Source organism: Actinokineospora sp. HUAS TT18 (genome assembly GCF_051364635.1).
GTDB lineage: Bacteria > Actinomycetota > Actinomycetes > Mycobacteriales > Pseudonocardiaceae > Actinokineospora.
Genome location: NZ_CP195645.1, coordinates 4,983,063 through 5,003,434 on the forward strand (window position 1 = coordinate 4,983,063; position 20,372 = coordinate 5,003,434).

Below are 20,372 nucleotides of genomic sequence, written 5' to 3' on the forward strand. Positions count from 1 at the left end.
GATCCGCTGCGGATGACCACCGAACGGCGCCCCAGATCGGGGCGCCGGTTTGGGAGGCTTTTTAAGTGAACGACCACAGTGACCACCGCCGACGCGAGCCCGAGTGGCCCTCCGGCGCCGACCCGGACGCGGACAAGACCCAGCGGGGCGAGCCCGTCGAACGCACCGGGTTCTGGAGCCCGCTGTGGGAGGAGGACGACGACCCCGGCGCGCCCGGCGCCGTCGAGTCCGTCGACGGCGAGACATTGCGCGCGCAGCCACCGGGGCGGCAGGCGCGGCAGAGCGCGCCTGGCTCGGGTGGGGTGAACCGGCCTGGTGGGCGCGGTCCTGGTGGACCCGGCGCCCCTGGCCTGGGCGGACTTGGCGCGGCCGCGGCGGGTGGCGCGGGCGCGGCGGCAGGCGCGAATGGCGCGGGCTTCGCAGCCAAAGCGGGCGCGGCGGCCGCGGGCGGCTTCGCGGGTGCGGCAGGCAACGGAGGCGCGGGCAGGGCGGCGGGCGGGCCGGGCGGGGAGCCTGGCTTCGGCGCTGGTGGCCCCGGTGGACAGGATTTCGCGGCTGGTGCCGGTCGGCCCGGCGGCCCCGCCGGTTTTGGCGGCCCGGGTGGGCCGCGCGGCTTCGGTGCTGATGGCGCGGGTGCGCCTGGTGGACAGGCTGTGGGCGGCGCGCCCGGCATGGGTGGCGGACCCGCGGGCGCGGGCGGATTCGGCGCGGCGGGCGGGCCAGGTGGCCCCAGCGGCGGCAACCCCGGCAACCCCGGCGGACCTGGTGGCCCCGGCGGACCTGGTGGCCCCGGCGGACCTGGCAACCCTGGTGGCCCTGGCGGGCCCGGTGGACCTGGCAATCCTGGTGGCCCTGGTGGCTTCAACGCGGGTCCCGGCGGACTCGGCGGCTTCAACGCGCCCCGCCCCGGGATGAACGGCCCCGGTGCGGACGCGACCCGTGCCATTCCCGGTGGCGGTGAGACGGTGGCGCTCCCGCAGGGCGGGCTGCGGCCGCCGCACGTGCCGCCGGGCAGGCCCATGCACGATCCAGCCGAGGACCCGACCGTGTACCTCCCGCAGAACCCCGGCCAGAGCCGGGCCGAGCCCGCGCTGCTCACCCACCGCGAGCCCGACTACGAGGACAGCTACGCCGACGACGACTACGGTCCCGACGACGACGAGCCGGTGTCCGACGAGGAGAGCAAGCGGCTCCGGCGGAAGAAGATCTGGCGCCGGGTTCGGCGCACGGCCTACGTCGGCACCGCCCTCATGATCATCCTGCCGGTGCTGGCGTTCTTCATCACCTATCAGTTGGTCGAGGTCGAGAGCCCCGAGGACGTCGCCAACCAGCAGGACAAGGTCGTCACGCTCGCGTGGCGCGACGGCACGGACATGGCGAAGCTGGCCAAGTCCGGCGGCAACCGGATCATGCTGAGCTACAACCAGATCCCCAAGGACGTCCTGCACGCGGTGTACGCCGCCGAGGATGCCAGCTTCGAGACCAACTCCGGCTTCGACCTCACGGGCATCATGCGCGCCGCCTGGAACAACGTCACCGGCGGCGGTGGCGGTGGCTCGACGATCTCCCAGCAGTACATCAAGAAGGCCAGCGGCCACGATGACGCCACCCTCACCCGCAAGTGGGTCGAGGTCGTCAAGTCGTACAAGATGAACGAGACCTACAACAAAGAAGAGATCATCACCGCGTACCTCAACACCATCTACTTCGGCCGCGGCGCCTACGGCATCGCGGCGGCGGCGAAGGCGTACTACGGCGTCGACGATCTCAACGCGCTCTCCAAATCGCAGGCCGCGCTGCTCGCGGGCATGATCCAAACCCCGTCGCGGCACAAGGACGTCGAGTATCAGAAGTCCCGGTGGACTTACGTGACCGGCCGGATGATCGCCAACAACTGGATGACCCAGGCCGAACTCGCCGCGCAGCCGTTCGTTCCCCCGGTCCCACCGGAGGAGACCAAGGGGGCGGGCCTGCCCGCGACGCTGACCGGCCTCCCCGACCTGGTCTACAGCGAGCTCAAGGACCGCGGCATCACCGAGGAAATGATCAAGCAGAACGGCTACAAGATCACCCTCACGATCGACAAGACCGCCCAGCAACTCGCGGAGACCGCCGTCAACGAGGTCATGACCGGTCAACCCGCCAATCTGCACCCCGGTTTGGTCGCGATAGACCCGAAGTCCGGCCACATCCTGGCCTACTACCCCAGCGCCAACGGCATCGGAACCGACTTCGCCTCGGCCCCGCAGGAACCTGGTTCGGCCTTCAAGCCGTTCGACCTCGTCGGGCTGCTGAAGAAGGGCAAGGGGATCTACGAGACCTACGACAGCGCCCCGAAGGCGTTCCCGCCTGGCTCCAAGCACATCGTCAAGAACGCGTCCAAGCCCGGCTGTGGTGAGTGCACCGTCGCGCAGGCCATGAAGGAATCGCTGAACGTCGTGTTCAGCGACATGGTCTACAACGACGTCAAGCCCGGCGGGGTGGCCGAGGCCGCGAAGGAAGCGGGCGTGCTCTCGCCGCTCGACAAGGCCGCGGGCGACATCAACATCGCCATCGGTGGTGGTAACACCCAGGTGACCACCACAGACATGGCCTCGGCCTACGCGACCTTCGCCGCGGGCGGCATCTACCGGATGCCACGATTCGTCTCGAAGGTGGAGAAGCCGGACGGCCAGGTCGTCCTCGAAGAGGCCACGCAGGCCGACTACCAGGAGCGGCCCGCCTTCGACGAGAACCCAGAGGTCAGCGCCAAGATCGCGCGCAACGTCACCGAGACGCTGCTGCCGATCCCGAAGTCGTCTGGCATCGAGTGCGCGGGTGGCAGGCTCTGCGCGGGCAAGACCGGCACCCACCAGTACGGCGACACGCCGGACAACGCCAAGGCGTGGATGGTCGGCTACACCCCGCAGTTGTCCACAGCGGTCTCCCTCAGCGGTGACAAGACCGAGCTGCGACTCAAGGACGCCAAGGGCAAGATCATCTATGGCTCCGGTCTGCCCGGCAAGATCTGGCAGAAGTTCATGAACAGCTATCACCAGACGCTGAAGCTCAAGCAGGAGAACTTCGGCAAGTTCGAGCCCATCGGCAAGGCCGAGCCCAAGCCACCGTCAAGCGTCGCCAGCGTGCCGCCGACGACCACGACGACGGACTCGCAGCCGACGACCACCACCGACGGCAAGCCGACGAAGACGACCGACCCGGAACCGACGACCACGACGAAGCAGACCCGGCCGACCCGCCCTGGTCCGACGACGACGGAGCCGATCATCCCGCTTCCCGGCAACAATTAGCGCGATCCGCTAGTCCCGAAGGCGGCGTTCACCCCCAGGTGAGCGCCGCCTTCGGCATTTCTCCGCGGGTCCACCCCGCACCGGGGCGCCAGGCCGTAGCATCGCGCGCGTGTCTGTTGATCCCGGTCGGACCGAAGAGGTCGACTCGTCTTCGTCCAGTCCGGTGGGCGGCGAGCAGCGTGTGGACGACACCGCCAGTCTCGGGCCGCGGGAGCGGGACCGGCCGACGTGGACGGAGTCGCTGGCCAAGCACGCCAGCGCGCCGTTCGGCGGGATCACCGGCAGGCACGCCGCCGTCGGCAGGCACTGGTTCTGGACGCCACTGCGGGTGACGCTGCTGATCGCGGTGGTGACGCTGGCGCTGGGGTGGTTCCAGAAGTCGCCGTGCATCCAGCAGTACGACGCGGGGCAGGGGCAGCTGGAACTCGACTGGCGGTCCAGCCGCCAGTTCACCGCGATGTGCTACTCCGACATCGTCCCCCTGTACTCGGCCGAGCGGCTGGACAAGGGCGGCTTCCCGTACCTGACCATGTGGTACGACGACGAGGGCAAGCCGACTCAGCACGAGCGGTACATGGAGTACCCGGTGATCACCGGGATGTTCCAGTGGTTCAACGCCAAACTCACCGACGGCTGGCAGGCCCTGGCGAAACAGGGCTGGCTGCCGACCGGTCTGCCCGTCGTCGTGTACTTCGACATCAGCGCGTTCTGGCTGGCCCTGGCGTGGCTGGTGACGATCTGGGCGGTCGCGCGGACAGCGCGGCGCAGACCGTGGGACGCGGCGTTCATCGCGCTGTCGCCGCTGGTGATCGTGCACGCGTTCACCAACTTCGACACGCTGGCCACGGCGTGCGCGGCGGTCGGCCTGCTCGCCTGGGCGCGCAAGCGGCCGGTGCTCGCGGGCATCCTGCTGGGGCTCGGTGGCGCGGCGAAGCTGTATCCGCTGTTCCTGCTCGGGCCGCTGCTGGTGCTCTGCATCCGGTCCGGCCACTTGAAGGTGTGGACGCGCTCGGCGGTCGCCGCGGTGTTGACCTGGGCGGCGATCAACGCGCCGTTCGTGCTCTACGAGCCACTGCGCAAGGGGTGGGGTGAGTTCTTCCGGCGGAACTCCGATCGCGGCGCCGACCCGGACTCGCTCTACAACGTGATCATGCACTGGGCCGACTGGCCGGGGTTCGACGGTCCGCTGGCCTTCGGCGAGTCGCCGTCGGTCCTCAACTTCGTGACGGCGGCGCTGTTCATCGTCGCCTGCCTGGGTGTGGCGTTCATCGCCTGGCACGCGCCGACGCGGCCGCGGGTGGCGCAGTTGGCGTTCCTCGTCGTCGCGGCGTTCCTGATCACCAACAAGGTGTGGAGTCCGCAGTACTCGCTGTGGCTGGTGCCGATCGCGGTGCTGGCGATCCCGCGGTGGAAACCGCTGCTGGCCTGGATGACGATCGACGCGCTGGTCTGGGCGCCGCGCATGGCCTACTACCTGGGCGAAGGCAACCGCGGGCTGCCGGAGGACTGGTTCCTCGGCTTCGTCGTCGCGCGCGACGTCGCGGTGCTGGCGCTGTGCGCGCTGGTGATCTACGAGATCTACCACCCGGCGCGCGACCTGGTCCGCAAGTGGGGCGTGGACGACCCGGCGGGCGGGGTGCTCGACGGCGCGCCGGACAAGTTCGTTCTGCCCCGGCGAACCCCGGTCGCGGCGGAATAAGCAGGTAGGCGATTCGCGCTGTCCATGTGAGACTGAGCGCGAGACGCAATGGTGGGATGATCGGAGGGCCAGTGGCCGGGCAGCGACGTGGGTTCCTCCTCGGCTTCGGCGCCTACCTCATGTGGGGCTTCTTCCCGCTCTACTGGCCGCTGCTCCGCCCGGCCGGGCCGGTCGAGATCCTGGCCCACCGCATCGTCTGGTCGCTGCTCGCGGTGCTGGTCCTGATCGTCGTGGCCCGCCGCTGGACCCAGCTGCGGGCCGTGCTGGCGGACCGCCGCAGGCTGCTGTTCATCAGCGCGGGCGCGGTCACGATCGGGATGAACTGGGGCGTCTACATCTACGGCGTCAACAGCGGCCAGGTCGTGGAGACCTCGCTCGGCTACTTCATCAACCCGCTGGTCACGATCCTGCTCGGCGTCGTCGTGCTCGAGGAGCGGCTGCGACCGGGCCAGTGGGCGGGCCTGGCGATCGCGCTGGCCGCGGTCGTCGAGCTGACGTTCGACTACGGCAGGCTGCCGTGGATCGCGCTGACCCTGGCGTTCTCGTTTGGCACGTACGCGCTGATGAAGAAGAAGGCCGACGTCGGCTCGACCGAGGGCCTGGCCCTGGAGACGCTGCTGCTGGCCCCGATCGCGCTCACGTTCCTATTCGCGGGCGGCGGCGGCACGTTCGGCAACGCGGGCTGGCTCAACGCGGTACTGCTCGCGGGCACCGGCGTGCTCACCGCGATCCCGCTGCTCATGTTCGGCGCGGCGGCGACCAAGGTGTCGCTGACGACCCTGGGCCTGCTCCAATACACCGCGCCCACCGTGCAGTTCCTCTGCGGGATCATCGTCTTCCACGAGACCATGACCACCGCCCGCTGGGTCGGCTTCGGCCTGGTGTGGCTGGCGCTCGTGGTGATCACCACCGAGTCGCTGCTGACCCGCCGCAAGGCCGCGGCGCTGCGCGAACTGGAGCGTGAGGTCGAGCTGGTCTAGCGGTTCTTTAGCCTGCGGACCAGCTTCAGGCCCGACCACTTCTCGTCGATCGCGCACACCTTCACGTCGACCAGCCCGTTGGCGAGCGCGTGCTCCCGCACCCGGTTCTCGTCGAGGTCGGTCGGCACCTTCGCGGCCTTCTTCGGCCACGCCACCCACAGCGCGCCGTTGATCGCGGTGCGCGCGACGGCCGTCTCCCACGCGCGGTCGAGGTCGGCGAACCACGGGCAGAACAACAGGATGACGTCGTAGGGCTCCCGGCCCGCGCGCGAGTGGTGGGGGACGCCGAGGACGAACCCGGCGGGCGCGGCGGTGACCAGCACCCGCGACCCCGGCTGCACGCCGAGCTTGTCCGGCAGCGGCTTGCCCGAATACCCGGTCGTCACACCGATGACGGTAGTGGCGCCCGTTCTTCCTCGAACGTCGACCGCGCCGACAGGAACGCCACGAACAACCCGACCAGCAGCGCCGCCCGGCCCCACACGCCGATCATGACGAGTTGGGCGCTGAAGCTGTCGTACATGCCCGACGGCTGCCTGGCCGCGATCCTGGCGAACCACAGGAAGATCCCGACACCCATCGCGAAGTCGGCGGCGAAGTAGGCCGCGATCCAGCCCCACCGGATCTTGAGCAGCACGAACATCGGCACCAGCCACAGCGTGTACTGCGGCGAGTGGACCTTGTGCAGCAGCAGGAACCCGCACAGCATCGCCGCCGACACCGCGACCCACGGATAGGTGCCTTCGCGCTGGTAGCGCACCCAGCCGACGACCACCGCGGCGAGGAACGACGCCACGACCAGCAGCGGCGATGCGAAGCTGATGAAGCCCTGGACGGCCTCGTTGCCCGGGTCGGAATCGGGCCGGAACGCCCAGAACCAGATCGAGTTGGCCGTGATGTCGGCCTTGCGCTGGCCCTGGAAGACGAACGACGCGAGCCAGCCGTCCCAGCCCGCGACCGCGAACGGGATGTTGACCGCGACCGCCGTGGCCATCGACACGAGCGCGACCCGGACCATGCCCGCGACGTCGCGGCGCTTGCCCTCCGGCAGCTCCGCGCCACCACGGCCGCCGGTGAGCACATAGAACATCAGTGGCAGGACGAAAATCGCCGGATAGAGCTTGAACGCGAAACCGAGTCCGAGCAGCATCGCCGCGACCAGGGCGCGGTCTATCAGCGGCCGGTCGACCCCGCGCTTGCCCCAACCGCGGTGCACGACGTAGACGGCGGCGACCGCGCACGCCACGACCGGGAGCTCCCAGTTGTGGAAGGCGTAGAGGATCAGCGGCGGCGACAGCGCCCAGATCAGCGCGCGCCACCGGGACAGCCTGCCGAGCAGCCACGCGGTGGCCAGGCCGAACGGGGCCATGATCAGCGCGGAGAACAGCAGGAACTCGGCGTCGGTGTTGGCGAAGATCGCCCCCGCCCAGATCAGCAGGCCGGTGAGCACCGGGTACTCGACGCTGCCGCCGACCAGGTCGCCGTTCTCGTTCATCCCGCCGTCGACGTACGGGAAGACGTGCCGGTCGATGTCGCGGCCGATCCACAGGTACTGGATGTCGGAGTAGCAGACGTCGGCGTACTTGCGCTCGTGGAAGTCGGGCTGGCTGCGGCCCCACTGGTCGAACTCGGGGCCCGCGCAGCGGTCCTTGTTGGCGAAGCCGATGAGCAGCGTGATCCCGCAGAGCAGCACGAGCCCGGCGAGCGCGGTGCGACTGAGGCGGGCGACGGTCGACGACCGCTCCTGCCGCGCTTCGAGCAACGCGCTCTCCGTCCCTGCCGTCACGGGCATGTCACTCACCGCCCGAGGGCGTCGCGCAGGAACGCGATGTCCTCCGCCTGGCCGTCGGCCGGGGTCTCCACCACCACGGGCGCCCCCGCGGCGGCCACCACGTCGACGAGCTGCTTCGCGTCGATCGTGCCAGTCCTGATGTTGTCGTGCCGGTCGCGCGTGGAGCCGAACTCGTCGCGCGAGCTGTTGAGGTGGACGAGGTCGATTCGGCCTGTGATCTCCATCACTCGGTCGACGATGCCGATCAGGTCCTCGCCCGCGGCGAACGCGTGGCAGGTGTCGAGGCAGAACCCGGCGCCGAACTCGCCGACCGCGTCCCACAGCCGGGCGAGCATGTCGAACCGGCGGGCCATGGCGTTGTCGCCGCCCGCGGTGTTCTCGATGAGGATCGGCACCGCGAAGCCGCCGTCGGCCTGCTGGCGCTCGAAGAACTTGCGCCAGTTGTCGATGCCGATCGCCGGATCCTCGTCGGCGCCGAGGTGGCCGCCGTGCACGACCAAACCCTTGGCGCCCACCGTGGCCGCGCCTTCGGCGTGCTGCACGACGAGCTTCCGCGACGGGATGCGGATGCGGTTGTTGGTCGAGGCGATGTTCACCCGATACGGCGAATGCACGAACACCGTGAGGTCGGAGGCGAGCAGCTGCTCGGTCTGCGGGTGCGGCTTCGGGGCCTTGAAGCTCTGCGGATCGGCCAGGAAGAACTGGACGACCTCGGCGTCGCGCTCGCGCGCGGCGCCAACCGGGTCGTCGTCACGGACGTGGGCGCCGATGCTCATGACTCGCGAGCGTAGTCGGCGGTGGCGTCAAGACGGCGTTCGCGGCCCCCAGGTGAGGGTGAATTAGGCACATTCGGACCTGGTTGGCGTCACAGCGAGGGGTTATCGTCGTTTCTTCTACGTAAGCTACTTGTCAGTACCGCGGAGGATGAGCATGCGACGCCGTGTGAAGACGTTCGCGACCGGCCTCGTGCTCGTGATGGGCACGGCGACGGCGAGCCTCGCCATGTCCTCCAGTGCGCAGGCCGCCCAGCCCATCGTGGTCGGCGACTGCTCCACCAGCATCCAGGGCGCCCCCGGCACCCCGATCTCGCTGAGCCCGAGCGCGGTGCTCAGCCCGATCACGGACATCGTGAACGCGGTGCCGCTGCTCGGGCCAGCCATCACGAAGGCGATCAACGGGATGGGCAACATCCCGCTCGGCGCCATCCCCAACGCGAACACGACCATCTCTGGCGGCACCATCGCCTCGACCGCCGTCCCGCGAATCAAGGCCGCGATCGAGAAGATCCCGCTCATCGGCGGCGTGCTCACCACCCTGATCGGCAGCGTCCAAGGCGCGCTGACCTCGGGCTGCGCCATCGTCGTGACCGTTGTGAACACCGCCGTGGCGCCGGTCCAGGAGGGCGCTAAGACCGTCGGCGGCGTCATCGAGCAGGGTGTCGCCGCCCTGCCGCTGCCCGGCGGCGGCGGGACCTCGCCCGCGCCCGGTACCAACAAGCCCCCGGCGGGCACCCCTGGCGGCGGCTCGGCCCCGGCGACCGGCGGCGGGGTCACCCTGCCCGGGTCCAACCAGCCCGTGCTCGGCGGCGTGCCGACCAGCAACTCCTCCGTCCTCGGCGGCTACGACTTCGGCCGCTCCCCGATGGCCGACTACTCGAACCTGCCCTTCGCCAAGGCCGGGCTGTTCGCCCCGTCGCCCGGCGTGCGCTACGGCGGCGCGGTCCCCGGCTACACCCCGCAGTTCGGCATCCTCGGCGCCAACAACGACACCGACGGCGTGCAGCAGGCGGGCCACGCGGACGCGCTGACCCCGGTCGGCGGCGGCAAGATCGCCTTCCCGGTGCTGCTCGCGGTTCTCGCGCTGTCCGGCGTCACCGCCGCCCTGGTGCGGACTTGGGTACTCCGTCGCACCGTGGCGTGACCTGATCCAGCGGCTATCGTTCATCCGCTAGTGGCGATCACCACGAAAGGGTGAATGGGTGCGGCGACTGATTGGCTCGACTCTCGTAATGCTCGCTGCCTGCGCCACCGCTTTCCTCGGCGCGAGTCCGGCCGCCGCCGCGCCACTGCCGTTCCTCGCCGTCGACTGCCATCAGAACGTCACCGCGTTCAAGGGCCAGCCGGTCTACCTGGCCCGGCTGGCTGTCGTCGGGCTGGTGTCCCAAGCGGTCAACGACACCCCGGGCCTCGGCACGCTGCGCGCCGCCGCGGTCACCCTGACCTTCCCGCTCGGCGGGCCGCTGCCCGTGGGCGTGGTGCCCGACGGCACCGGGGAGATCCCCGCCGCGGCCATCGCCGACGTCGTGGCCGAGGCCGTCAGGCCGATGGGGGAGCTGGTCCCGCACACCGACGCCGCCGTCGCCAAGGTCAAGCAGCTGGTGACCGAGAAGTGCGGCATGACCGTGCGCGCGCTCGACGCGTCCAAGCCCAAGCCCGGCAGCACCCCGGCGCCCAAGCCGGGCAGCCCGACGGCGCCCAACGCCCAGCCGGTCGGCGGCTCGACAAGCACCGAACCGGTCCGCCTGTACGACGCGGCCATGTTCGCCACCGCGCCACGCGACTACGGCACGATCCCGTTCGCCAAGGCGGGCCTGTTCACCCCGTCGCCCAACGCCCGGTACGGCAGCGTCCCCGGGTTCGCGCCCGAGTTCGGCCTGCTCAGCGACAACCAGGAGATCCGCGGCGCGGGCGCGGCCAAGGCGCTGCCCGCGGCCCCCGCCGACACGATCGGCGTGCCGATCCTGGTGGCGGTGTTGGCGCTGTCGGTGGTGACTGGTGCACTTGTCCGCACCTGGGTGCTGCGCAAGGCGTAATCGCACGCTGTTACGCTTCTTCGGCAGACCCTCCTGCCACGGATCGTCCGTGGCCGCCGAGTCCACAGGAGGTGAGTGGTCTTCATGCGTCATTACGAGGTTATGGTCATCCTCGACCCCACACTCGATGAGCGAACTGTCGCTCCGTCACTCGACACGTTCCTCAACGTGATCCGCACGTCGGGTGGCAACGTCGAGAAGGTCGAGATCTGGGGCAAGCGTCGCCTCTCCTTCGAGATCAAGAAGCACGCCGAAGGCATCTACGCCGTGCTCGACATCATCTCCGAGCCCGCCGCGGTCAAGGAACTCGACCGCCAGCTCTCGCTGCAAGAGTCCGTTCTGCGGACCAAGGTCATGCGCCGCGAGAACGCCTGACGGGCCGGAGGCAACGATGGCTGGTGACACGACGATCACGGTGATCGGCAACCTGACCGCCGATCCGGAACTGCGCTTCACCCCGTCGGGTGCGGCCGTGGCGAGTTTCACCGTCGCGTCCACCCCTCGCACGTTCGACAAGGCGAGCGGCGAGTGGAAAGACGGCGAAGCGCTGTTCCTGCGATGCAACATCTGGCGGCAGGCCGCGGAGAACGTGGCCGAGTCGCTGACCCGCGGCGCGCGGGTGATCGTGAGCGGACGGCTCAAGCAGCGGTCCTTCGAGACCCGTGAGGGCGAGAAGCGCACCGTCATCGAGCTCGAGGTCGACGAGGTCGGCCCGTCGCTGAAGTACGCGACGGCGAAGGTCAACAAGGTCAGTCGAGGCACCGGTGGTGGCGGCGGCGGATACGGCGGCCCATCGGGCGCGCCCGCCGACGACCCGTGGGGCTCCGCTCCTCCGTCAGGCGGCGGTGGCGGCGGCGGCTTCAACGACGAGCCCCCCTTCTGATCAGTCGACTGATCGCCCCAGACTCATATCACTCAGAAGAAGACCAGGAGTAAGACCGTGGCCAAGCCACCCATTCGCAAGCCGAAGAAGAAAGTCTGCGTGTTCTGCAAGGACGTCAAGAAGGACCGTCCTGTGAACATCGACTACAAGGACACCACGCTGCTGCGCAAGTACATCTCCGACCGCGGCAAGATCCGCGCGCGTCGGGTGACCGGCAACTGCAGCCAGCACCAGCGTGACGTCGCCATCGCGGTGAAGAACGCCCGTGAGGTCGCGCTGCTTCCCTACACCTCGACCGCTCGCTGATCAGGAGGAGACAGCATCATGAAGCTCATCCTCACCACTGACGTGACCGGCCTGGGTGGCCCCGGCGACGTCGTCGAGGTCAAGAACGGCTACGGCCGCAACTACCTGCTGCCGCGCGGCTTCGCCATCGTCGCCACCAAGGGCGCCGAGAAGCAGGTCCAGGTCATCCGCCGGGCCCAGGAGGCCAGCCGGATCCGCGACCTCGACCACGCCAAGGAGGTCAAGAACACGCTGGCCCAGCTCGGCAGCGTGCCGCTGACCGCCAAGGCGGCCGCCAACTCGGGCAAGCTGTTCGGCTCGATCACCACCGCCGACATCGTCGCCGCCGTCAAGGCCGCGGGCGGCCCGGTGCTCGACAAGCGCTCCGTCGAGGTGTCCGGCCACATCAAGACCGTGGGCAAGCACCCGGTCAACGTGCGGCTGCACCCGGACGTGACCGCTGCCTTCACCGTTGAGGTCAAGGCCGCAAGCTAGACCCGATCGGGTCGTCGAACCGCCCCTTCCGCCACCCGCGGGAGGGGCGGTTCGCATGTCGCCGGGTTGTCCACAAGTTGTCCACAGGTAGGGGTCACCCGGTGAGGTGACGGCTGCGGCGACACGCCCGGCGTGTCCACTTCCCGCGACACGCCGAACGGGTTTCTCCACACCTTGTGCACAGGCTCTGACCAGCAGGTTCGTTACAGACCGAGCTACTTGTCCCCAAGTTGTCCACAGCCGCCGACCGAGCTGTGCTCAGGTGTCCGCAGCCATCCCCAAGTTGTCCACAGCGGCATCCCCAAGGTCGTTTGCAAGCGGCCGTCCGGGGGATCTAGCGTCGGCGCCACACCCACGGAATTGCCGCGTTTTGTGGGTGCGTGCACGTACCGTTTGGCGAACAGATGTACGAGGGGAAGGGGGGCGCATGGCGCTGACCGACGACCGGGTGCCGCCCATGCCCAGTGGCCCCGAGTCCGGCATGGACCGCCAGCCACCCCAGGACCTCGCCGCCGAACAGAGCGTCCTCGGCGGCATGATGCTGTCGAAGGACGCCATCGCCGACGTCATCGAAGCCCTGCGCCCCGGCGACTTCTACCGCCCCGCGCACCAGATGATCTACGACTGCATCCTCGACCTCTACGGCCGCGGCGAACCCGCCGACCCGATCATGGTCTCCGCCGAACTGGAACGACGCAGCGAACTCCGCCGCGTCGGCGGAGCGCCGTACCTGCACACGCTGATCGCCACCGTGCCGACGGCCGCGAACGCCGGGTACTACGCGGAAATCGTCGCCGAGAAGGCCATCTTGCGCAGGCTGGTCGAGGCGGGGACGCGCATCGTGCAGCTCGGCTATCAGGGCGCCGAGGGCGCGGACGTCGCCGAGATCGTGGACCGCGCGCAGTCGTCGATCTATGAGGTCACCGAGCGCAGCATGAGCGAGGACTACGTCGCGCTCGAGGAACTGCTGCAGCCGACGATGGACGAGATCGACGCCATCGCCTCCCGCGGCGGCAATTCGCTGGGTATCCCGACAGGGTTCACTGACCTGGACGAGGTCACCAACGGCCTGCACCCCGGCCAGATGATCATCGTCGCCGCCCGCCCCGGCGTCGGCAAGGCGCTCGCGCTGGACACACCGCTGCCAACTCCGAGCGGGTGGACCACCATGGGCGAGGTCCAGGTCGGTGACCTTCTCTTCGACGCGGACGGACGCCCGACTCGGGTTGTCGCCGCGACAGATGTGATGCTCGACCGGCCGTGTTACGAGGTCGAGTTCAGCGACGGAACGACCATCGTCGCCGACGCGGAACACCAATGGCTGACAAGCACACGCGCCTCTCGCCGTGCCGCCCGCGGTCCAAGGTCCGGTGTCCGAACGACAGCGGACCTTGCCGAGACCGTGCGCTGCTCGACATCCGACAGTCGTGCGAACCACGCTGTCGCCAACACCGCGCCACTGGTGGCGGACGCCGCCGAACTCCCGGTCCCGCCGTACACCCTGGGCGCCTGGCTCGGCGACGGCGACTCCGCGTCCTCCCGATTCACGACGGCCGACCCAGAGATCATCTGTCACATCGAGACCGAGGGTATTGAAGCCGTGCCCCGGGCCGGGCTTCGCTATTTCCTGCGGTTGCCTGCGGGCTCCAACGATCCCGCGATCAAGGAGTGCGTCGTTTGCGGCGCCGTTTTCACACCGAAGACCAGCGAGGTAAAGACCTGCGGCCGCAGTTGCGGTGGCAAGGCGCGGTTCGTTTCAGCGCCGGTCCCGCGACCGGCTTGCCCCGCATGCGGCAAGCCGTCGTGCGGACTCGCACTCTGCCAAGCCTGCCGACACGAGCGCGGTTCGCTGCAAGGTGTGCTGAGGAAGCTGGGCGTGCTCAACGCCAAGCACATCCCCGTCGGATACCAGCGTGGCGCCGAGTCCCAGCGGCGCGCACTGCTGGCTGGACTGTTGGACACCGACGGAACTGTCACCGCAAGTGGCGCCGCGCAGATCTCGGTGACCGATCGTCGGCTCGCGGAGGACATCCATGAGCTGATCGTCGGCCTCGGCTACCGGTGTCGGATGCGCACCAAGCGCGTGAAGGGCCGAAACGAAGAGCGGTCCACGGCGTACACGATGACCTTCACCACGCAGGACCGCGTCTTCCGTCTGGAGCGCAAGCACCTTCTGCAGAAGGACCGTCTCGCGGATCGCCCCGCCCGGCCCACCGTCCGCTACATCGTCGATGTCCGCCCGGTGCCGAGTGTCCCGGTCCGATGCGTGGAAGTGGACAACGCCGACCATCTGTATCTGGCGAGCCGGTCGATGATCCCGACCCACAACTCCACCCTGGGGCTGGATTTCGCGCGGTCGTGCTCCATCAAGCATGGGATGAGCAGCGTCATCTTCTCGCTCGAAATGAGCAAGACGGAGATCGTCATGCGCATGCTCTCCGCCGAGGCCCGAATCCGCCTCGGCGACATGCGCGGCGGCAAGATGAACGACGACGACTGGACTCGCCTGGCCCGCCGGATGAGCGAGATCAGCGAGGCCCCGATCTTCATCGACGACTCGCCCAACATGACGATGATGGAGATCCGGGCGAAGGCGCGGCGGCTCAAGCAGCGGCACGACCTGAAGCTCGTGATCGTCGACTATCTCCAGCTGATGACCTCGGGCAAGCGCGTCGAGTCGCGGCAGCAGGAAGTCTCGGAGTTCTCCCGCCAGCTCAAGCTGCTGGCGAAGGAGATCGAGGTGCCAGTGGTCGCGATCAGTCAGCTGAACCGTGGCCCCGAACAGCGTACGGACAAGCGGCCGATGCTGTCCGACCTGCGTGAGTCCGGCTCCCTAGAGCAGGACGCGGACATCGTGCTGCTGGTGAACCGGCCGGACGCCTGGGAACGGGACGACCCGCGGGCGGGTGAGGCGGACTTGATCATCGCCAAGCACCGTGCGGGCCCGACCGCGACGGTGGTCGTCGCCCACCAGCTGCACTACAGCCGGTTCGCCGACCTCGCCCAGGGCTGATCTCCGAAAAGTAGTTGGAACATTCAACAACCCTCGCTTGTGTGCTACCTTGTTTAAGGTTCAACCACCGAGGGGTGACAGGCATGACCCGACAGTCCGTCCTCTACCTCAGCCACGGCGCCCCACCGCTGGCCGACGACCCCCTGTGGACACAGCAGCTTCGCGACTGGTCGACCTCCATCGAGCGGCCCACCGCGATTCTCATCGTGTCCGCGCACTGGGAGGAAGCCCCGCTCACCATCGGCGCGACCGAGACGGTGCCGCTGGTCTACGACTTCTGGGGCTTCCCCGACCACTACTACCAGGTCAAATACCCCGCCCCCGGCGCACCGGCGCTGGCCGGGCGGGTGCGGTCGCTGCTGCGGTCCGCGGCCACCCCCATCGCCGACGATCCGGCGCGCGGGCTCGACCATGGCGCCTATGTGCCGATGGTCGAGATGTATCCCGAGGCCGACATCCCGGTGCTGCAGATCTCCATGCCGACGCTGGACCCGGCCGCGCTGTTCGAGATCGGGCGCAAGCTCGCGCCGTTGCGGGACGAGGGTGTGCTGATCGTCGGCAGCGGGTTCTTCACCCACAACCTCAGCGCGATGACGCCGGAACTCGGGGCCGGGCACGCGCCGCCCGCGTGGTCGTCGGAGTTCGACGACTGGGGTGACCGGGCGATCGTGGCGAACGACGTCGACGCGCTGATCGACTTCGAGCGGAAGGCACCTGCCGCGAGGCTGGCGCACCCGCGCACCGAGCACTTCGCGCCGCTGTTCGTCTCTCTCGGTGCCAGTGTGGACACTTTGAGCAATCAGAAGTCCGTCATCGACGGGTTCTGGTTCGGGCTGGCGAAGCGATCCTGGCAATTCGACTGACCAAAGATCACCGGTACGGGTGGTATTCGGTGCTTGAACTGGCCGGGGTCGACAAGGAAGGGTTCTGCGAAAGCTCTCAGCGACGGAAGGGGCGGGCCGATGAGCGCTGTCCACCTCGCCAACCCGACCGCCCTCGCCACCAGTTGGGACGAGCTCGTCGAGGAGATCCCGTTCGGCCTGGTGCTGCACGACCACCTCGGCGCGGTCATCGCGACCAACACGAAAGCGGCTGATCTGCTCGATCTGCCCGTCGACCACCTTCGCGCGGGCACCCACCCGGCGGACTGGCGGCTGTGCGACGACGCGGGCGCGCCGCTGCCGCGCATGGCTGAACTGGCTGGTCAGACGGCTCGCGCCGACGCGCCGACCACCGTCCCCTTCGTTGTGGCCCGAGGTGGGCGCGCGTTTCGGCGGCTGTGGGTCGACCTGCACCCGGTGACGTGCCGCGGCCAACGCATGGCGCTGCTCGTGGTGCGGCCGGTGATCGACGAACCACTGCGCGGGCTGCTCGACCCGACCACCGGACTGCCGAACCGTGCCTTGCTGTTCGACCGGATCGAGCAGAGCCTCGCCAGGGCCAGGGTGCACGGCGGACGCACGACGCTGGTGCTGGCCGACGTGCGGGGACTCGGGGAGATCAACACCGAACACGGCTTCGACCACGGCGACGAACTGCTCACCCGCCTGGCCACCCGCCTGCGGCGCGACCTGCGCGAGGACCAGACCGTCGCCCGCTACACCGGCGGCACGTTCGCCGTGGTCACCGACCACCCGGGCGGGTCTGGCGAGGTGATCGCCGACCAGGTGCGGGCCGCCGCCGAGGTGCCGACACGGGTGAACCGGCACCTGGTGCACCCGCGGCTGCGGATCGGCTGGGTCAGCAGCGACGGCGCGGCGACCGTGCACCAGATGATCTCCGAGGCCGAGTCCCGCCTGGCCTGAGACACGGAAAGCCCCGCCTGGCAGGCGGGGCTTTCCGTATTCAGGGAGGTAGTGCAGGGCGGGTCCGGGGCCGGACCCGCCCTAACCGATCAGTGGTCAGCCGATCGGGAAGTGGCCGAAGGCACCGGCCAGCTGCGACTGCGTGTCGGCCAGCGAACGCTCGCCGTCGACGTCAGCCGGGAGTGCCGGGGCGTTCAGACCCGCGAGGGCGGGCGTCTGCACCGGCAGGCGGTCCAGGGACGGAGCCTGGAACAGGTTCCCCGAGAACACGCCGCGCAGGTTGTCCAGGCCGGGCATGGCCGGGGCAGCGAAGCGCGGAGCGGTCTGGCTCGGGATGGGCAGGCCGCCACCGAGGGTGTTGCCGCCCAGCAGGCCGGACACCGTGTTGAGGCCGCCAAGCCCGCCCAGCAGGCCACCCAGCGGGTTGGCCGAGTCGGCACGGGCGGTGCCGCGGCCGGGCAGGGAGCCCAGCTTCGGCAGCTTCGGCAGGGCGGCGGCTTCCATGCCACCGGCCTGCGGCAGTTCGAGCTGCGGGCCGTCCTCACCGACAGTGATGTCGCGGGTGTCGGTGGAGTACGTCATGGCCTCGGCGAGGACCTCGACGGGCACGTCGTAGACCGGGGCGTCGACGCCGACCGGCGCGGTCAGGTCGAGGCCGTTGAGGCTGCCGCCCTGGCCGCTGGTGGTGGAGGTGCCACCGGCAGTGCCCTGGGTGGCGCTGTCGGACGCGGCCAGCGAGTCGCTGGCGACCGCGGCGACGGCGTCGCCGTGCGGCTGCGCGACGGCCGCGGCGGGCACGTCGAGCAGGTTGCCGGACAGGAATCCGTTGTCGCCGTTGGTGGCGATGTCGCCACCGGAGGCGCCGGTGGTGTTGTTGGTCGCGGCGGCGTCGCCCTGACCGCCGACACCGGTCGCCGCGGCGCCGAAGGTCTGGACGATCGGCAGCGCCTGGGCGCTGACCACGTTGCCCGAGACGGTGCCGTCTTCACCGGTGGTCTCCGCGGTGCCGCCCGCGGTCGACTCGGTCATGCTCTCGGCGGCCGCCTCGTTGATGCCGAGGGCCGCGACCGACTCGCCGTATGCCTGGACGGCCGAGCCGACCGGGGCCGAGACGATGTTGCCCGCGCCCGCGCCGCCCGCGCCGGTGCTCTCGGCGTAGCCGCCGGAGGTCGACTGGACGTCGTTGGTGCCGAGGGTGTTGCCGTGGCCGACCGCGGTCGCGCCTTCGGAGAACACCTGGGTCGGCACGGCGACCGGGGCCTGGACGATGTTGCCCGCCAGCGAGCCGCCGTCGCCCTTGGCGCGGGAGTAGCCGCCCGCGGTGATGTCGCTCGCGGTGTCGGTGGTGGCGTCGGTGTCGGCGATGGCGCCCGCGCCGTTGCCGGTGACCTGGGCCGGGCCGGAGACGGGGACGGTCACCAGGTTGGAGGCCAGGGTGCCCGCGTCGTCGACGGTGTTGTTGTCGCCACCCGAGGAGGTGACCTTGTTCTCGACGGTGGTGGTCTCCGAGGAGCCCGCCGCGCCGACGGTGTTGCCCAGCACCTCGCCGGGGAGGGCAACGGGCACGGTGCCCGCGTTGCCGCCGCCGACGCTGTCGTTGCCGGTGGTGCCCGCGTCGCCGCCGGACTCGGTGTTGCTGGTGTTGTCGCAGACCGCGCCCGCCTGGCCGCCGCCCGCACCGGTGTTGCCGCACGCGTCGATCGGCGCGCCGACCGACGGCTCCAGCACGGTGCCGGACAGCACGCTGCCGTCGGCCTTGGTGTAGGAGTGGCCGCCCGCCGACGAGTCGACCGCGGTGGCCGAGTCGGTGAACGCGTTGCCGATGGCGCCCGCGGCGTTGCCCGCGCCCTGGGTCGGGATGGCGACCGGGGCGTGCGCGACGGTGCCGGACAGGGTGGAGCCCTCACCGGTGGTCAGGTTGCCGCCACCGGCCTCGGCGTCGCCGCTGCTGGTGCACGCGGCGTCGCTGTTGCCGACACCCGCGGCGGCGTTGCAGGTCAGCGCGACCGGGCCGGCCAGCGCGGGCTGCACGACGTTGCCGGAGGCGGTGGCCGGGTCGCCGTTGGTGGTGATGTAGTTCTGCGAGCCGAAGATGCCTTCGACCTCTTCGCCCGCCTTGGCGACGGCGTCGCTGCTGCTGTAGGTCTCGGAGATGCCCGCGACGGCGACGGAGTTGCCGTTGCCCTGCACCGGGGAGCCGATGGGCAGCGCGGCGGCGTTGCCCGCGATGGAGCCGTCCTGGCCGCTGGTCCAGATGCTGCCGCCGGAGGTGGCCTCCGAGGAGCTGGCCGAGTCTGCGGTGGCGTTGCCGCCCGCCGCGCCCGCGTTGCCGTTGACCTGGACCGGGGTGGCCAGGTGGCCCGCGAGGACGTTGCCCGCGATGGAGCCGTGGGTTCCGTCGGTCTCGATGTCGCCGCCGGAGACGGCCGACTGCGAGGCGGTGTTGTAGGTGTCGGCGTTGCCGAGCACGGCCAGCGCGTTGCCGGTGATCTGGACGGGGGCCGCCCAGTTCAGGGCCACGACGTTGCCCGCGAGGCCGCTGTCGGTGCCCGAGGTGATGATCGGCTGGGTGTGCGCGACGTGCTGCTCGGAGCTGTTCTCCACCGAGGCGTTGCCGAGCAGGGCGATGGCGTTGCCCGAGATGTCGACCGGGATGACCAGGTCGCCGACGATCTTGTTGCCGCGCAGCGGGTCACCGTCGTGGGTGGCGTGCCGCGGGGCGGCGGCCGAGGCCGGGTTCAGCGCGCTGGTCGCCGAGGTGAGGCCCTGGACCGGGGCCAGCGGGCCGGAGGCCGGACCGGCGACCGGGCCGACGTTGCCGGTCGGCAGCGCCGGGGTGGCCAGACCCGAGGTGGGCAGGCCCGAGGTGGGCAGGCCGGGGGTCGGCATGCCCGCGGCGGGCACGGCCGGGGTCGGCAGGGTGCCGGTGGTGGGCAGGGCCGGAGTGGCCAGGCCCGAGGTGGGCAGGGCCGGGGTGGCCAGGCCCGAGGTGGGCAGGGCCGGGGTGGCGCCACCGGGGGTGGGCAGTGCCTTGGTGAGGCTGCTCGGCGACACCGCGACCTCGCGGTTGACGCCGGGCAGGTCCTTCTGGCCGAACGGGGTGCCGAGGGCGTTGTTGTCGATCTTGACCGGGATCTTGACCGACCCGTCCAGCGCCGACGGCGGCTGGTCGGGGCTAACAACGTCGTCAGCGGCGGCGATGCCGGTACCCAGCATCAACAAACCACCCGTGACCAGCGCGGTCTGCAAGCCGCGCTTCGCCCAGGTCTGCATCTGGTGTTCTCCTTCTCGGTTTCCCATTACGGGGGATGAGCGGGT

At 69.9% G+C, this 20,372-nt stretch carries 16 protein-coding genes; 12 read left to right on the forward strand and 4 right to left on the reverse strand.

Going from position 1 to position 20,372, the window contains the following annotated elements; translation table 11 throughout:
* Positions 1 to 65: 65 nt before the first annotated feature.
* The 3 genes from ACSHT8_RS22885 to rarD all read left to right on the forward strand — a co-directional run bounded on the left by ACSHT8_RS22885 (position 66) and on the right by rarD (position 5,969).
* A complete protein-coding gene (locus ACSHT8_RS22885) occupies positions 66 to 3,290 on the forward strand; it encodes a transglycosylase domain-containing protein (RefSeq protein WP_436492955.1) in 3,225 nt (1,074 codons plus the stop codon).
* Between the two features lie 109 nt (positions 3,291 to 3,399).
* The gene (locus ACSHT8_RS22890; protein WP_436492956.1) at positions 3,400 to 4,989 is read left to right on the forward strand and encodes a glycosyltransferase family 87 protein; all 1,590 of its coding nucleotides are present in this window, start codon (positions 3,400 to 3,402) and stop codon (positions 4,987 to 4,989) included.
* Positions 4,990 to 5,045: 56 nt separating this feature from the next.
* The gene (gene rarD / locus ACSHT8_RS22895) at positions 5,046 to 5,969 is read left to right on the forward strand and encodes an EamA family transporter RarD (protein ID WP_436492957.1); all 924 of its coding nucleotides are present in this window, start codon (positions 5,046 to 5,048) and stop codon (positions 5,967 to 5,969) included.
* Here the strand turns inward: rarD and ACSHT8_RS22900 are convergent.
* The 3 genes from ACSHT8_RS22900 to ACSHT8_RS22910 are packed head-to-tail and all read right to left on the reverse strand — an operon-like array spanning position 5,966 to position 8,537.
* Positions 5,966 to 6,355, reverse strand: coding sequence for a DUF3052 domain-containing protein (locus ACSHT8_RS22900; RefSeq protein ID WP_436492958.1), 390 nt, complete (start codon positions 6,353 to 6,355; stop codon positions 5,966 to 5,968). The two genes, rarD and ACSHT8_RS22900, sit on opposite strands and share 4 nt — an antisense overlap.
* Complete coding sequence (locus ACSHT8_RS22905) at positions 6,352 to 7,761, reverse strand: glycosyltransferase family 87 protein (RefSeq protein ID WP_436492959.1); 1,410 nt, start codon at positions 7,759 to 7,761, stop codon at positions 6,352 to 6,354. Before ACSHT8_RS22905 ends, ACSHT8_RS22900 begins: the two co-directional genes overlap by 4 nt.
* 5 nt (positions 7,762 to 7,766) lie before the next feature.
* Positions 7,767 to 8,537 (reverse strand): deoxyribonuclease IV, encoded by a 771-nt coding sequence (locus tag ACSHT8_RS22910; protein ID WP_436492960.1) that lies wholly within the window; start codon positions 8,535 to 8,537, stop codon positions 7,767 to 7,769.
* Positions 8,538 to 8,691: 154 nt separating this feature from the next.
* Between ACSHT8_RS22910 and ACSHT8_RS22915 the strand changes: the two genes are divergently transcribed.
* The 9 genes from ACSHT8_RS22915 (at position 8,692) to ACSHT8_RS22955 (ending at position 17,054) form a co-directional block, all read left to right on the forward strand.
* A complete protein-coding gene (locus tag ACSHT8_RS22915; RefSeq protein WP_436492961.1) occupies positions 8,692 to 9,681 on the forward strand; it encodes a hypothetical protein in 990 nt (329 codons plus the stop codon).
* Positions 9,682 to 9,739: 58 nt separating this feature from the next.
* Positions 9,740 to 10,573, forward strand: a complete 834-nt coding sequence (locus ACSHT8_RS22920; RefSeq protein WP_436492962.1) for a hypothetical protein — start codon at positions 9,740 to 9,742, stop codon at positions 10,571 to 10,573.
* A gap of 84 nt (positions 10,574 to 10,657) precedes the next feature.
* The gene (gene rpsF, locus ACSHT8_RS22925) at positions 10,658 to 10,948 is read left to right on the forward strand and encodes a 30S ribosomal protein S6 (protein ID WP_091377087.1); all 291 of its coding nucleotides are present in this window, start codon (positions 10,658 to 10,660) and stop codon (positions 10,946 to 10,948) included.
* A gap of 16 nt (positions 10,949 to 10,964) precedes the next feature.
* Entirely contained in the window at positions 10,965 to 11,456 is a 492-nt protein-coding gene (locus ACSHT8_RS22930; RefSeq protein ID WP_054053203.1) for a single-stranded DNA-binding protein, read from the forward strand.
* A gap of 57 nt (positions 11,457 to 11,513) precedes the next feature.
* The gene (gene rpsR, locus ACSHT8_RS22935) at positions 11,514 to 11,762 is read left to right on the forward strand and encodes a 30S ribosomal protein S18 (protein ID WP_054053205.1); all 249 of its coding nucleotides are present in this window, start codon (positions 11,514 to 11,516) and stop codon (positions 11,760 to 11,762) included.
* Positions 11,763 to 11,777: 15 nt separating this feature from the next.
* Positions 11,778 to 12,236 carry a 50S ribosomal protein L9 gene (rplI, locus tag ACSHT8_RS22940; RefSeq protein WP_436502148.1) on the forward strand — a complete coding sequence of 153 codons (459 nt, stop codon included), beginning with the start codon at positions 11,778 to 11,780 and terminating at the stop codon, positions 12,234 to 12,236.
* Positions 12,237 to 12,663: 427 nt separating this feature from the next.
* Entirely contained in the window at positions 12,664 to 15,249 is a 2,586-nt protein-coding gene (gene dnaB, locus ACSHT8_RS22945; protein WP_436492963.1) for a replicative DNA helicase, read from the forward strand.
* Between the two features lie 83 nt (positions 15,250 to 15,332).
* Positions 15,333 to 16,112 carry a dioxygenase family protein gene (locus ACSHT8_RS22950; RefSeq protein WP_436492964.1) on the forward strand — a complete coding sequence of 260 codons (780 nt, stop codon included), beginning with the start codon at positions 15,333 to 15,335 and terminating at the stop codon, positions 16,110 to 16,112.
* A gap of 99 nt (positions 16,113 to 16,211) precedes the next feature.
* Entirely contained in the window at positions 16,212 to 17,054 is an 843-nt protein-coding gene (locus tag ACSHT8_RS22955) for a GGDEF domain-containing protein (RefSeq protein WP_436492965.1), read from the forward strand.
* A 96-nt stretch (positions 17,055 to 17,150) separates the two neighbouring features.
* Here the strand turns inward: ACSHT8_RS22955 and ACSHT8_RS22960 are convergent, their stop codons facing one another.
* The gene (locus ACSHT8_RS22960) at positions 17,151 to 20,327 is read right to left on the reverse strand and encodes a beta strand repeat-containing protein (protein WP_436492966.1); all 3,177 of its coding nucleotides are present in this window, start codon (positions 20,325 to 20,327) and stop codon (positions 17,151 to 17,153) included.
* Positions 20,328 to 20,372 lie beyond the last annotated feature (45 nt).

Excerpts from the sequence above, each read along its gene's own strand:
- ACSHT8_RS22960 (WP_436492966.1), bottom strand. The coding sequence starts at position 20,327 with ATGCAGACCTGGGCGAAGCGCGGCTTGCAGACCGCGCTGGTCACGGGT.
- ACSHT8_RS22910 (WP_436492960.1), bottom strand. The coding sequence starts at position 8,537 with ATGAGCATCGGCGCCCACGTCCGTGACGACGACCCGGTTGGCGCCGCG.
- ACSHT8_RS22950 (WP_436492964.1), top strand. The coding sequence starts at position 15,333 with ATGACCCGACAGTCCGTCCTCTACCTCAGCCACGGCGCCCCACCGCTG.
- ACSHT8_RS22955 (WP_436492965.1), top strand. The coding sequence starts at position 16,212 with ATGAGCGCTGTCCACCTCGCCAACCCGACCGCCCTCGCCACCAGTTGG.
- ACSHT8_RS22905 (WP_436492959.1), bottom strand. The coding sequence starts at position 7,761 with ATGCCCGTGACGGCAGGGACGGAGAGCGCGTTGCTCGAAGCGCGGCAG.
- ACSHT8_RS22930 (WP_054053203.1), top strand. The coding sequence starts at position 10,965 with ATGGCTGGTGACACGACGATCACGGTGATCGGCAACCTGACCGCCGAT.
- rpsF (WP_091377087.1), top strand. The coding sequence starts at position 10,658 with ATGCGTCATTACGAGGTTATGGTCATCCTCGACCCCACACTCGATGAG.
- dnaB (WP_436492963.1), top strand. The coding sequence starts at position 12,664 with ATGGCGCTGACCGACGACCGGGTGCCGCCCATGCCCAGTGGCCCCGAG.
- rarD (WP_436492957.1), top strand. The coding sequence starts at position 5,046 with ATGATCGGAGGGCCAGTGGCCGGGCAGCGACGTGGGTTCCTCCTCGGC.
- ACSHT8_RS22915 (WP_436492961.1), top strand. The coding sequence starts at position 8,692 with ATGCGACGCCGTGTGAAGACGTTCGCGACCGGCCTCGTGCTCGTGATG.